The following is a 14943-nucleotide window of genomic DNA, read 5'->3' on the forward strand; positions in this document are numbered from 1 at the left end:
GTTTTCTATCAAACTGAATTTGCAGCCTGAAAAAATAGCCTTCTTAAAAGGCTTTATTTGGATTGTAGATTATGAAAATGGGGAGGTTTTAAAGAAAAAACGAGGTTTTTTCACAGCCTGACGCGTTCACGCTCTTCAATGCGTTCTAACTTTATTCCCTTAGAATTAGGCATTTTCCCCTTAGGCCAAAGCGGTATATAATCCTGTCCAAAAACAGAAGCTGATGCAAACACAAATAATAAATTCAGTAGGATGTATTTCTTTTGCATAATCAAAGTTTCTAATTATTGGATTTTTCTAATCGATTCTTTTACCAAAGAAAAGAAATTATTGCCTTGAATTACTTCGCTATTTCTAAATTCTAAAAATACATCAGTAGGAACTCTTTGAAAACAATTATTTAATAACACATTTTTAGAATCGGTTACTTTTATTATTGGCTGGTTTTGCAAAGGTTTTTTAGAACGAATATCATTCAAAACCAAACCCTCACATTTTTTAAATTCCAAAGCAGCTCCTTTTTGGGTGCTGATATCCATATTATTAAAAGTCAAATTGGCAGCAATGTCGGAACTAAAACCTTCTTTGGCTTCCAAATTGATATTGGTAAAAGACAACTCGCTTATAGGCATTTCTTCAATCCCTTTAATTTCCCCGGCTTTATTTATACCAACGCCAGAAACATCACTGATATGAATATTTCTAAATATTGGAGTACGTTCAGAAACAGGTTCCGGCTTAGATGCTCTGTCATAAAACAAATCAAAGGTAAAAGCATTCCGACTAATATTTCTCATTACAATATTAGAAACTCTGATATTTTCAACTACACCTCCTCTGCCTCGAGATGCTTTCATACGAATTCCGGCATCTGTGCCATCAAAAACACAATTAGAAATCGTTACATTTTTCACCCCTCCCGACATTTCACTACCAATCACGACACCACCATGACCGGAAAGCATTACACAATTAGTAATCGTGATATTTTCGCAAGCCTTACCATAATTTCGACCATTAAAATCGCGTCCTGATTTTATCGTAATACAATCATCACCTACGCTGATAAAACAATCTGAAATTCGAACATTACTGCAGGAAGACGGATTGATTCCGTCAGTATTAGGACCATGCGGGTCTTTTGCAGGATTAAAAATCGTTACTCCATGCACCACAATATCGTTACAGCCTTCAGGATTTATAGTCCAAAACGGAGAATTTTGAATACGTACTCCTTCAATTCTGATTTTATTGCATTCTAAAAACTGAATAAAAGGAGGACGAAAAAACTGCCTTTTAAATATTCCTTCGTAATAAGGTTCTACCTTTAAATCTTTATTGGCAGCAGTCCACATTTTCTGTAAATCATTGGGTTTTTCTATCCCATTTTTCACTTTGATTTCCTCTGAGATTCTTTTCTCCTCATCCCACCAGGCAAATCCGTTACCATCAAGAGTACCTTCGCCTTTTATAGTAATATTTTCCGCTTGATAAGCATTGAGTAAGGGTGCGAATGTCTTCATAAACACACCTTCGTACCGTACATTTTGAAATGGCAGATAATCCTTAAAATCAGAAGAAAACTTTAGCGTTGCCCCGGCTTCCAGATAAATAGTAATATTACTTTTTAAAGTAATTGCCCCCGTCAGATAAGTTCCTGAAGAAAAATAGAGCGTTCCGCCACCTTCATTGGCCGCCTGACTAATCGTTTTATTGATTAAATCAGTACATTTTATTTTAGCTGTATTGTCTGCACCTAATGCTCTGATATCGTAATTTTTACTGTACACTATAACAGATAATAACAGTATAAATACAGTAGATAGATTTTGAATCAAGGTCTTTTTCATTATTATATTTTTTGGCACTATTTTGTTTTTTTGAACTATAAAAAAGGAATCTTTTGAAAAAATTAAAGTTTAGTTGTATCCAATAACCATTTGCTTTCAACCTTAAAAATTTTGTTTAATTCAAATTCTGCAACTTGGCTTTTCTTTAGATTATGAGCCCATTTTACCCGTTTTGAAACATCTCCACCAGGCCCTGTATTTCCAAACTCTGCAAAAAAAGTGGTCTTCTCTTTTTCGGGTTTATCCCAATTATGCCAGCCTTCGGGAAGGATATGTTTTCCCATAAAACATCTTATAAAAACTACATTGGCATATTCCCTCCAGGGTCTTCCCAGAAAAACCTTCTTAACACCCGGTTCAGCTGTTAGCACGCAATCAAAAAAAACAAATCCAAATTGATTTTCTTTAGGAGTATTGGCCGCTGTTATATACGAATCGGTATTGCTATGGATTTCACATTTATCAAAAACGGCAGTAGCCGATCCAAAAATAAAATCAGTAGTTCCTGCAATGAAGCATTCATTAAAATACTGACGGCTATTATTACCCGCAGCATATAAGGTATCCTGATTACCTAACAACCGACATTTGGATGCTACAAAATAATCGCCTTCAACATGAAGGGCTACAGCCTGCCCCACTCTGCCTGCTGAATTCTCAACAGTCAAATTTTCAATTTTGATATGATCCCCTAAAATCTTTAGTGTATAACTGGTAAAAGTGCCTATAAAATTCTGCCCTGCATGATTATCATAAGTTAGAATCGTTTTCTCTTTACTTTCTCCTATAAGTGTGATATTAGCATGAAAAGAATCTATTAAAACTTTCTCCTTATAAACTCCATTTTTAATAAATATCTTTTTTTGAGTTGAAGAAAAAGCGCCACAAGCAGTAACAGCTTCCTGAATGGTTTTATAATCTCCAGAACCGTCTAAAGCTACGGTAAATGCTATTGAATCCTTTTGAATATTTTGAGCAAAAACAGAAGTCCCAATAATAATAGTCACTACTAATGTGGAACAAAAAAAATAGAGTCTCTTCATTTTTTCATTTACTTTAAAAAAAGAAAGAATAACAAAATTTAATTCATTATCCTTTCTTTTATTACAAACCAAAATCATTTTAAAAATTATAATTACCAGCTATAATCTTTATATATAATTTTATTACTAACCAAGGCAAACCTAATTATTTCATAATCTTTATAAGGAGGCTATTTAACAATGCTAACAGGGGCAAATTACAATTTCAAAGCAACAATTACCTAAAAATTAAATATTGTTTGATACATTAATAAAAGACAAGAGATATTTAGAATCTATTTTTTTGAATCCCAAACTTAAATAGTACAATTTCTATGTAAACACTCCCTTAGATTTTACCTAGATTAGTCCACTTTTTGCTGAAGATTTACACTATTTCTATCAATAAAGATTTTTTACTAAATAATCCGGAGCTTCGAGAACGCATTACAGAACGCTATAAAAAACAGCTAAACTGTATTACAAAGGCAAACCTCTCTTTAACGAACTACTTGCTGAAATCGGTAAATGGGTTGAAAAATTGTAAAATTAATTTAGTCATTCTGTAAAATTTCAAAATTTGCAACTCTGAATTGAGGGGTAAAAACGAGACCTTAAAATATGTAAAAAAAATATAGTTCTTTGGTATTAACACATTAAAGAAAAGTATAATTCCCTTTTCTATAGAACTATTCTTTCGATATCAAAACAACTTGAATACAATTATACACAAAAATTAAGGTGTTCGATTGTATTCCCCTCGACTCCACTCTATAGTAATATTGTAGTGCAGTAAAATAATTGAAAATATGAAAATTAAAGACTACTAAATATCTGCAAATTGATCATTAACTTATTTACCCTTATTACTGATTTCAACTTTTATTAATACATTTGTACCAACTATTGGATTAATGTGTTCCAGCAGCTTTTACCCAATTCAAAATTCAACACTATTGAAACTATTTATTTGTTGATTTTTTGTGATAAGATGTTCAAAATTGTACCGTTATTGTACCTCGATACATGAAAACATGCATAAACATTGAACTGCGAATTTCTGTATCGGGAAGTAGTTAGTAGTTTGAAGTTAGAAGTTAGAGGTTAGAGGTTCAATACAATTTCTTTGAAACCATCAAGGTTAATAATTATTCATCATCCGAATCGAAAATTCATCAGGATTAAACGGAATATCATCATCCGGGTCTTTGTCATGTGCGCTAACTCCCGGCGGGTTAAACAATCCCCAACGGTCTATGATATAATCCCAAGGATCAAAACTGGCTACCCAATCGATGAATAGCAAACGGAATTCCTCAATTGTATTGCGTAACAATTCAATATAATCGAGCTCCTTGCAATCTTCTTCAAAACGCAAACTTCCTGCCTGAACATACAATTCTCGTGCAGCTTTACGGATTAAAGCAGCATTTTCCATTTTTAAATCATACAAACCTACTCCACTAGCCCCTGCAATTTTAGCCGGAATGAGATAGGCATTTTCCATCATATAGCGCACCGTGGTTTCCTGCAAAAAGGCATTGTCTTTAGGAACTGTTTCTATCAAACCTCTGGTTATTTGCAGGATTTGCTGAGCCTTTTGATACAAAGGCATTTGAGAAAGTTCGTCGCGTTTTGACATGTTTAGAAATATTAATTTAATACCTTATATTACCAAGTGTTTTTGTTTTCACTATAATCTAATTTCAGATGAAAAAGCAATTCTTTATTAATATGGAACTTTTATCTAATTGTTAATAAATTTAATATCGTTTCTTAAATTTACTTTTTTAAAAACAGTTCTGAATTTAAGCCCTCCATTCTTTAAACTGTCCTTCCGCTTGCTCCATAATTTCTTGAAGAATAGCGTTTAATTCTAGTATACTTACCTTTCCTCGTAATTCTTTTTTAACAGCTAAACGAATCGCTGCTTTGGCGTCTTCTTTGTTTGTCCAGTCGATTTGCAGGTTGCTTTTTACGGCTTTTACTACATTGTGAACCACGTCTTGAATTGGACCTGCTTCATTGATGATGTCTTTTTTGGCGGCTAGAATATCATAAAATGCCAATTCTTCATCCGACAGTCCTAATTCTGATTTACGTTTGTCCTCGTCTTGTATTTCTTTGGCACGTTCTACTAATTCGGCTATTGTGGTGTACGAATCAATCGCATTGGCGTGATAACGGTCAATTACTTTTTCTAATTCTTCTTTAAGCGAAGTATATTTCTTAATATTTTGAGGCAAACGCATTCTGATTTCGTCTTTCAATAAATTACGCAATAATTCTATCTTAATTTGAATGCTATCTTTATCTTTCTTTACTCCGAGCAAAAACTGTTCATCCAAAATAGAAATATCTGCTTTCTCAATTCCTGCCATGGCAAATACATCGATAATATCATCCGATTCGATACTTCTGCTGATCAACTCTTTTATTTCGTTTTGAGTCGCTCTACCGTTTCCTTTTGGAGTTTTGGCGTTTCGTATGGCTTTTGATACGTGTTGCGAAAACAAAATATCAATAGCGTATTCCTGAATTTCAGGTTGCGATTTTACAATAGATAACAAAGCTGTCAATTTCTTTTCCACTATCATAAATTGGTCGGCTACCTCATCATATTTTAATAAAGCGTTTAAGGCTTGTTTGACCAACAGCATTTTATCACTTTCACGCAAAGCCTTCCACTGACTGTAATCTATGCTTTCGGGTAGCATATTTTTACAAGCTTCTACTTGATTAAAGAACATATTCAAGGCTTGTTCCATATCAATAGTAGGTTGTCCTTTTCCTCCACCACCTGTGTATTTATCCGTTGCTTTTCGCAATTGGTCGCCAATTCCAATGTAATCAACAATAACACCTGATGGTTTGTCTTTGAACACACGATTGGTTCTCGTAATCGCTTGCATTAAATTGTGTCCTTTCATAATCTTATCAACATACATCGTATGCACACAAGGGGCATCAAATCCAGTTAACCACATATCACGAACGATAACAATTTGCAGCGAGTCTTTTGGATTTCTAAAACGTTTCTTTAAAGCTTCCGTAGCTTCTTGGGTTCTGATGTGTGGATTCCATGCTACTGGGTCTTTAGAAATATTTCCTGTCATCACAACCGCAATTTCGGGACAACCTCCTAATTGTGATAAGGCATCGTACATTTTTACACTATTTCGGCGACTCATACAAACAATCATCGCTTTCCCTGGTAAGGTTTCCGTACGCTTGGTAAAATGACTCAATACATCTTTAGCAATTTTTTCTACACGTTCTTGTGAACCAGCAGCATCTTCTAAGGCAGCCCATTTTAAATTAGCACTGTCTTCCTGTTCCCATGTTAAGGAATCTACTTCCGAATCTAAATTTTCGTTGGCTAAATGCAGTTTAGCTAAACGAGGTTCGTAATAAATCGGAACTGTGGCTTTATCATCTACCGCCTGTTTAATATCGTACACGTGAATGGTTTCCCCAAATACTTCCTGCGTATCAGCATCTTTGCTATCTACTGGCGTCCCTGTGAATCCAATAAACGAAGCATTCGGTAAGGCTTTACGCAAATTAGAAGCGAAACCATCCAACAAACCATATTGCGTTCGGTGGGCTTCATCGGCCATCACAATAATATTTTCACGTTCCGATAAAATAGGATGTTCTAATTCGCCTAAAGAATCCTCATTTCCTGATTTCAAACGAAACTTTTCTATGGTCGTAAAAATAACGCCACCACTACCTGCCGAAAGCAGTCGTCTTAAATCATCAGTAGAATCAGCATGTTGTACATCGCCTACTAAGTCTTTGGCCAACACAAAGTTTTCATACAACTGAAAATCCAAATCGCTTCTGTCAACTTGTACTACAATAGTTGGGTTTTTCAATTCGGGTAAGCTGCGTAAGATTCCTGCATAAATTGCCATCGAAATACTTTTACCGCTTCCTTGGGTATGCCAAATCACCCCAATACGTCCATCACCATAAGGACGAATGGCTTTTTTAGCGGCTTCCACTGCAAAGTTAACCCCAAAGAATTGATGGTATTTAGCACCTTTCTTAATCAAGGTGCCGTTATGGTCTTCAAAAAAGACAAAGTTTTTAATGTAATTTAGTAAACGTTCTTTGGGAAACAAACCGAATAACAACGTATGCATTTGAAAATCGTCTTCTACAATGGTAGTACCATTGCTACTTTTCCAAGCGGCATACCATTCGTTGGAAGCGTTATACATGCCGTGTTGGGCTTCGTTACCATCGCTTACGATTGTAGCAACGTTGTATTCAAACAACAACGGAATATCTTTGGTGTAATGTTGGATTTGATTAAACGCTTCTTGCAAATTGGTGTTTTCATCAAACCAATTCTTCAATTCAAAAACAACTAAAGGCAAACCGTTAATGTACACAATCACATCGGGACGGCGTTTGTTCTTGCCTTTTATACTCAATTGATTGACAACCCAAAACGTATTCTTTTCTGGATTTTGAAAATCGATAGGATACACATGCACCGCTTTTTCATTACCATTGGCATCTTGGTATTCGTAGTCCAAGCCTTTGGTTAACTTCAAATGAAAATCACGGTTGCGATACAACAAATCAGCGCCTTTATTATTGACAAACTCTGCTACCATTAACGGATACAACTCCGCAGGCAAATGCGGATGTTGCTGTTGTATAAACGCTAACAAAGTGGCTTTATCCACGACTTCATTTTCTGGAAACGTAAAAGTTGTCCCGTGAATATGTTCATATCCCAAATCGGTCAACCAGTCGATGGTAGCTTGTTCTATTTTGGCTTCTGTTGTCATAGTCATTGCGAGCGCAACGCAGTGAAGCGTGGCAATCTCATTTTAATTAGTAATTGATTCCCTAAACTCTTTCAATCGTACCTCGCCACTAATTAACTTAGGCAATAAGGTATCACGTAATTGGGTTAGGGTTTTTATTTCTATTAGATTTAATTGTCGTTGTTCATAATAATTCACAAATTCTTCTCCAATTATTTTATAAACATTTTCACTAGGAAATAGAATTTTAAAATTTCTTAATGATGATATTGTTAATGCTTTTTGAGTACTTCCAATTACTTCACCATTAATTTGGTTTTTTCCATTTTCAGAATTTAACCATAAATGAAGATATTCACCTTTTAAAAATGTTTTATAATTTTTCAGCCAAGTTAGATTACCATCTTTAAAATAGAAATCTTCAAAACCATCAACTAACCAAGAAACGCCAATTGTACCAACAGAACTAATTAAAACATCTCCTTTTTTAGGAACTTCAAACTTTGATTTTATTTCTTCAAATTTTTCATTTGAAATAAACAATTCAGATGAAATACTTTTTCCTTTACTTAATTCAATGACTTCTTTTCCTCTGTAAAATGGAATTCCTTCTTCAACATATTCGCTGTAAAATATTCTTTTACTTGAACCAACATCAACTATTTCATCCAATCTCTTCACCTCCCAACCCTTAGGAATCCTTCCCAACTCAGTTTCCACAAACTCGCCGTCTTGAAACGGTCCAAAATCTACAAACCAGTGTTTGTATAACGCCATTGCCATTTCTTCTAAAGTTTTGTTGATAGCTAGGTTGTTTTCGATTTTGTCGTCGATAGCGGAAAGGATGGCGGCGATGGATTTTTGTTCTTCTAATGGAGGTAGATTTATTGGAAACTCTCTCATTGTTTTTAAAGAAACATTCTTGATTGTAGTCCCAGTTGCATTATTCTCAAGATAATCTCTAGATAGTTTGCTTGAAAATATCTGCTTAATAAACTCTTTATCAACTCCTTCTTTTATATTAAAATAACAAGCACTTTTTCCTAAAATAACTTTTTCTCCATTATATATTCCAACATTTCCAATCGTACCATTTATAGAAACAAATAATGTATTCTCATTTAAATCTTTTTTATGTTTTAAAAATTCTTCATAAGTCACCTTTTTTGTATCTTTTTTTATCTCGATTTTTCCATTGGTTAAATTATTTCCATTGATAAAATAATATTCACCAAATTCAGAATACTTTGGTGTTCCATGCAGACCATCACCCAGCTTTGTTGTTAACTCTTCGAGTTTATATGTTTTCCAGTTGTTTGGCATTTATTTTTGATTTTTTGATCTTTTTATTGGTCTTAAAGTCAATTTAGGTTCAGGTTTTAAAAGTTTTTTTAATTCTGAAATCCATTCAGGAACATTTTCATTTGGTAATTCATTATATTTAATAGCTAATCTTGTTTTTAATGGTTTCAGAATTTCAATTAATTTTTTGAAAGCATCTACTTTTTCTTTTCCTTTTTTATTGCTCTCTAAAAATGAATAATCTCCTCCAAACTTACTTATACAAAAATCCTCGTCTAAATTGAAATTTACTAATATGCTCTTTAAATCTTCATTATCCTCCTTTAGACTATTCAAAGCTTTCCACATTCTCTTTGAATCTAAAACATCTTCAACAGTAATAACCTCACCATGTTTGTTCTCTGAATAATCAATTATTTTAACTTCACCATTTTTAAATACATATCTTTTAAAAAATAAAGTGGAAGAGGTTTTTGTTGAAGAAGGCTTATATTCCAAATCATTGTCAGATAAAAAAACTATTTTATTTTTAGTATGTTCTGTTTCTGTTTTATTTCGCAATGGAATTGAAAGAAAATCTACTAAACTTATCAATCTATCGATACCTCCAATAGATAAAAACTTAACATGTTTTACATCAAAATAAGATTGAAGATATAATTTATCACTAAATCCTTCAACTATTATCCAATCTTTTGTTCCATTTCGAAGTGAAGATAATATTGATGATGATAAATCATAAATACTTTTAAAAAATATATCATCTACTCTATTAGCATCATGATTATCAAACAAATTGCCAGATGAGAAACATGAAATCTCAGGTATTTTTCTATCATCTTCTTTCGAATGATAAATAGTTGCATCATTCAAAATTGGTAATGCTCCATACCAATGTGTTGTAACAAATGTTTGTATGTTATGCTGAGATATTTTTTCAATTTTTTCGAACTGTTCAAAACAATTTGTCACATCAAGAGAAGCTTCTGGCTCATCTATCCCTAATACAATATTACTATCATTTGATAAATCACTATTTTCAGCAACTAAAGAATAAATTATATCTATTAGAGCTTTTTTTCTTTGTCCAGAACTTAAAGAATAAATTTTTGTATCCTTATTTTTTAATGTTCTGTTTCTAAAAAATTCCTCTATAACTCTTCCTCTTAAATCTTTAGACGTAACTTTTCGCTTTACATTTGGATCTGTTTTAAAAGAATATTCTTTATCTATTTTTTGAATTGTAGACTCAACAGAAGTAACATAAGAATTTAAATTTTCATTAATTATATCAATAATTTTTTTAATACTACCTTCATAAGTTACTTGTTTATCAAAAACATTATCAATTTTAGATTTGATATCTTCACCTATAAGATATTGAAGACTTGTGTTTTCTAATCTTAAATAATCATTTATATTTGTTTCAACCGGAATGTATATATAGTTGTAGCAACTTCGTAATGCATTTGAAAAAGCTAACAACTTTTTTTTGTCTGAAATTTCATGAAGTATCTTGTGTAATTCTTCAAATGGTCCGAACTTCAAGTCTCCATCAACATTTACACCATCTACCAACAAATAGTGCGTTTCTTTAGAAAAATCAGAATGAAAATTATCGCGAACTTCTTGAAATTGTAGTTGTTGTCTACTACCGCTTGGTGCTTTTAAATCCCATAAAGCATCACTGATAGTATTAACAATATCTTCTAATTCTGTTCTACTACCACCATAATTTAACTTGATATTTTCTAAAAAACTTTTTTTAACACATATGATTGGTGCTATATAGGCATCTAATCTTTTTTCATCATGAGACAAGTGAAAAGATTTTTTATTAAAATACACATCTAAAATTTCTAAAATGGATGTCTTCCCAGTACCATTTTTACCTATAATCAAATTTAAATTTGACTTATTATGATTTGTAAGAAATGGTATAAAATGTAAGTTTTTATAACATTTATAGTGTCTCAAAAAAACTCCAACTATCATAACTTACAATTTATTAAAATTCTCCAAAATCTTTTGTTGCAAGGCATTTCCTTTCGCAAACTGCTCTTGCAAAGTAGCTTGTAAGCTTGCTATTTTATCTTCAAAAGCGATACCGTCGTCTTCTACTTCTTCGGTACCTACATAAATACCTGGGGTGAGCTTGTAGTCTTGGTTGCGTACTTCTTCTAAGGTGGCGGCATAGCAGTAGCCGTCTATGTTTTGATAACTCACCCCGCCTTCGGCACCCCTCTCAAGAGGGGAATTATTGCGCCAAGCATGGTAGGTTTCGGCAACTTTATTGATATCATCATCGGTAAATACACGCAGCTTGCGGCTTTCCATAGTTCCCATTTTACTGGTGTCTATAAACAGGATTTCGTTTTTACGCTCGCGGTGTTGGCCGTCTTTGCCATCTCGGTTTTTACTTAATATAAAAATACAAGCAGGTATGCCTGTAGTTAAAAACAATTTATCGGGTAAACGCACAATACAATCAATCATGCTGTTGTTTACCATAAACTCACGTACGTTTTTCTCACCTTTGATGTTGGAAGTCATCGCTCCGTTTGCCATTACTACACTGGCGGTTCCTTTGTTGCTCAAATGACTCCAAAAGGTTTGCATCCACATAAAGTTGGCATTACCATCGGTAGTAAACTCTTCTTTGGGTCCAAACAAGCGAGGGTCATTCTCTGGTAAGTCTTCCGGATGCCATTGGCTCACGTTAAACGGAGGATTAACAATAATATAATCGGCTTCTAAATCTGGAAATTGGTCACTCAATAAGGAGTCGCCCAAACGTACATCAAAAGACAAATCGCGCAAGGCTAAGTTCATTTTGCACAAACGCAAGGTGCCATCATAACGCTCTTGTCCGTAAATAGAAATCTTACGTTTGTCGCCTCCATGGCTTTCTAAAAACTTCAAAGATTGCACAAACATCCCCCCACTACCACAAGCAGCATCAAAGATTTTGCCTTCATAAGGTTCAATCATTTCTACCATCAAACGCACAATACTGCCTGGCGTAAAGAATTGTCCCGCACCAGAACCTTCTGCCAAGGCAAACTTGCCTATGTAGTATTCATACACACGCCCTAGCACATCACTTTCAGGATTTTCTTTTTGCGATAACTTAGGATTGGATAGCAAATTAATCAAACCACCTACCTGGCGAGCGGTCAATTGACTTTTTACAAAAATACGTGGTAAAATCCCTTTCAAATCAGGTCTAAATTGTGCCAAAGTTGCATCTAACACATCAAAAGCATCATCTACAATGACTTTGATATTGTCTTGTTCGGCATTGGCTTTTAAGTATTCCCAAGTGGCTTCTTTAGGGATGATATATACATTTCTAGACAAATATTCATCGGCATCTTCCAACACATAATTGATTTCTGCCTCGTCTGTGGTGAAATAATTGGATGTTGTATCGTGAAGCAATTCATTTAATTCTTCTTTACGCATTTCATAACGTTCCGACATGTGCTTTAAAAAGATCATTGGCAACACATAGTCTTTGTATTGATTTTCAGCTACTGCACCACGCAGTTCGTTGGCAGCTTTCCAAAGTTCTTGTTCAAAGTTAATATCAGCCTTGGCTGTAGATATTTTAGATGGAAGTTGTTCTGATTTTTGTTTTTGTTTTTGTTTGGGTGCCATTTATTGTATCATGTAAATTTTATACAATTTCTATTTATGTAAGAAATATGCTTTGCTAAGATATTGAAAAAAAATAAAGATTATGCCTACGGAAAGCCTTAATCTAATTAGTTTTTGTTTTTATGACTGTCTTTTTTGAATTATTTAGGACAACAGTAAATTCTAATCATTGACATTAAGTCGTTTACAATTCTACATCGCGAAAATTCATTAGCCGTAACAATCGGATAAAATTATAGATGTTTATAGTCCCGATAATCTGATAGATTTTCTCTTTTGTATTTTTTGAAAATGGCTAAATATGTGAAATGCGGTGCATAAACTATTTAATCACCGCATATTTTGCGGAGATTATAAAAACATATCCATTTTCCTATTCAAGAAATCCAAATATTTCTCTTTCATTTCATCAGAAAGAAAAGGAATTTCAAGTGATTCCTTCCATTTGGGAGTTTTTTTCTTTAAATTTCTATTTTTTGACACTCTTGATAAAATCAAAACAAATTATTTTTACTGTTATATCAGTAAATCATATTTAAATTATATCTAAATAAATATAATTTCAACCTTAAAATCTATATTATATTTAATTACATATAATATACTTTTTTTTACTATTTTTATATCCAAAAGCATATAACATGGATTCAATTGCCAATTTTGTAAAAACAAGACGTAAACAGGCTAATCTTACTCAAGAAGAGTTTGCTATGAAAGCAGGTGTCGCATTAACAGTCATTCGAAAAATAGAACAAGGGAAAGAGAATTTAAGCTTGTCTAAAGTGAATCAAGTTTTAAAAATGTTTGGTCATACACTAGGTCCAATAATTGAAAAATAACATGAGACAAGCTATAATAAAATATAATAATCAAAATGCAGGGGTGTTAAGCGAAAAAGATAGTGGCGAATATGAATTTGTTTATGATACAGAATATTGTACCAATCATCCCGACGACTTTATTACTTTTAATATGCCTGTACGTAAACAGGCTTATACGAGCAAGTATCTATTCCCTTTTTTTGATGGCTTAATCCCGGAAGGCTGGCTGTTGAATATAGCTTCAGAAAGTTGGAAAATTAATAAAAATGACCGAATGGGATTGTTATTGGCTTGTTGTCAAAATAGTATTGGTGCGGTAAGTGTTCATCCTATAACTCAAAGTGAAAATGCGTAGATGTTTGTATTGCTATCAAGAACTTCAAGATGATAATAACGACTATTATCATGCAAAATGTAATAAAGCATTTTATGGAACAAGTGAAGCTCCAAGTCTTCCCTACCGATTAGAAGATATGGCCAAACTTGCGAAAGAAGCCGTTGAACTATCCATAACCGTTCCTGGTGTACAGCCAAAATTATCATTGAGTTTAATACAATCAAACTTAGAAGATGGACAAACAGGACGTTTAACTGTAATGGATGCTCTGGGAGGAAATTATATTTTAAAACCACGAAATCAGTTATATGAGCAAATGCCTGAAAACGAGCATTTATCTATGAAATTAGCCGAATTATTTAATATTAACGTAGTTCCTCATAATTTGATCCCCTTGGCTTCAGGCGAATTGTGCTATATAACAAAGCGTATAGACCGACTAGCTCCTAATACTAAAATCCATATGATCGATTTACTGCAAATTTTGGAGCTCGAAGATAAGTATAAAGGAACGATGGAAATGGTAGGTAAAACAATTGGAGAATTGTCTGCTAATACCTTGCTGGACAAATTACGCTTTTTTGAATTGACCGTTTTCAATTATATCATTGGAAATAATGATATGCACTTGAAAAACTTCTCACTATGGCATCCAAATTTAAACTGGGAACTATCACCTGCCTATGATCTATTAAATGTCAAATTGATATTACCAAAAGATGACGATGATACAGCCTTATTGTTTGGTGGAAAAAAGAAAAATTTTATTAAAAAATATTTTGATCAATTTGGAGCTGTTTTAGAATTAAATGAAAAACAAATTAACTTTGTCTACAAAAGATTAGTGAAATGGCTTCCAAAAGCAGTTGAACTCATTCAAATATCTTTTTTGAATAATGAAAAAAAGTCCAGTTACACAGCATTAATAGAAAAAAGGACACAGCTATTTATTTCAGAAAAAAAAATATAATTTATTTTAATTAACACTAACTAACACAATAATAACAAAACCACTACACCTAATGTACACCTCGCAGGCTATTCAGGCACATTCAGAAGTAATCTATCTTTTGAATAAAAATTAAAGAAAATGACCGATTTTAGATATCCATTATCGGTCATTTTTGCTTTTTGAGATTTTTCAAGATATAGTTTCGGCTAAAA

At 33.2% G+C, this 14943-nt stretch carries 10 protein-coding genes; 3 read left to right on the top strand and 7 right to left on the bottom strand.

The genetic code is table 11. The features are described 5' to 3' along the window. Positions 1 to 284 precede the first annotated feature (284 nt). From AAEO59_RS15935 to AAEO59_RS15965, 7 genes are all read right to left on the bottom strand, one after another. Complete coding sequence (locus tag AAEO59_RS15935; RefSeq protein ID WP_341701743.1) at positions 285 to 1850, bottom strand: glycoside hydrolase family 28 protein; 1566 nt, start codon at positions 1848 to 1850, stop codon at positions 285 to 287. Between the two features lie 62 nt (positions 1851 to 1912). Next, positions 1913 to 2893 carry a pectinesterase family protein gene (locus AAEO59_RS15940; RefSeq protein WP_341701744.1) on the bottom strand — a complete coding sequence of 327 codons (981 nt, stop codon included), beginning with the start codon at positions 2891 to 2893 and terminating at the stop codon, positions 1913 to 1915. A gap of 1120 nt (positions 2894 to 4013) precedes the next feature. After that, positions 4014 to 4514, bottom strand: coding sequence for a hypothetical protein (locus tag AAEO59_RS15945; RefSeq protein ID WP_341701745.1), 501 nt, complete (start codon positions 4512 to 4514; stop codon positions 4014 to 4016). 166 nt (positions 4515 to 4680) lie between these two features. Then, positions 4681 to 7680 (bottom strand): type I restriction endonuclease subunit R, encoded by a 3000-nt coding sequence (locus AAEO59_RS15950; protein WP_341701746.1) that lies wholly within the window; start codon positions 7678 to 7680, stop codon positions 4681 to 4683. A gap of 42 nt (positions 7681 to 7722) precedes the next feature. Further along, a complete protein-coding gene (locus AAEO59_RS15955) occupies positions 7723 to 8982 on the bottom strand; it encodes a restriction endonuclease subunit S (RefSeq protein ID WP_341701747.1) in 1260 nt (419 codons plus the stop codon). Continuing rightward, entirely contained in the window at positions 8983 to 10956 is a 1974-nt protein-coding gene (locus tag AAEO59_RS15960) for an AAA family ATPase (protein ID WP_341701748.1), read from the bottom strand. It lies immediately after the preceding gene. A gap of 3 nt (positions 10957 to 10959) precedes the next feature. After that, positions 10960 to 12621 (bottom strand): type I restriction-modification system subunit M, encoded by a 1662-nt coding sequence (locus AAEO59_RS15965; protein ID WP_341701749.1) that lies wholly within the window; start codon positions 12619 to 12621, stop codon positions 10960 to 10962. Between the two features lie 641 nt (positions 12622 to 13262). Between AAEO59_RS15965 and AAEO59_RS15970 the strand changes: the two genes are divergently transcribed. From AAEO59_RS15970 to AAEO59_RS15980, 3 genes are read left to right on the top strand one after another with little or no spacing between them, the layout of a single operon-like run. Continuing rightward, a complete protein-coding gene (locus AAEO59_RS15970; RefSeq protein ID WP_341701750.1) occupies positions 13263 to 13460 on the top strand; it encodes a type II toxin-antitoxin system Y4mF family antitoxin in 198 nt (65 codons plus the stop codon). A 1-nt stretch (position 13461) separates the two neighbouring features. Then, a complete protein-coding gene (locus AAEO59_RS15975) occupies positions 13462 to 13797 on the top strand; it encodes a HipA N-terminal domain-containing protein (RefSeq protein WP_341701751.1) in 336 nt (111 codons plus the stop codon). Then, positions 13790 to 14749: a HipA domain-containing protein gene (locus tag AAEO59_RS15980; RefSeq protein ID WP_341701752.1), complete on the top strand. Its 960-nt coding sequence runs from the start codon at positions 13790 to 13792 to the stop codon at positions 14747 to 14749. Before AAEO59_RS15975 ends, AAEO59_RS15980 begins: the two co-directional genes overlap by 8 nt. Positions 14750 to 14943 lie beyond the last annotated feature (194 nt).

Source organism: Flavobacterium flavipallidum (genome assembly GCF_038289905.1).
Lineage (GTDB): Bacteria > Bacteroidota > Bacteroidia > Flavobacteriales > Flavobacteriaceae > Flavobacterium > Flavobacterium flavipallidum.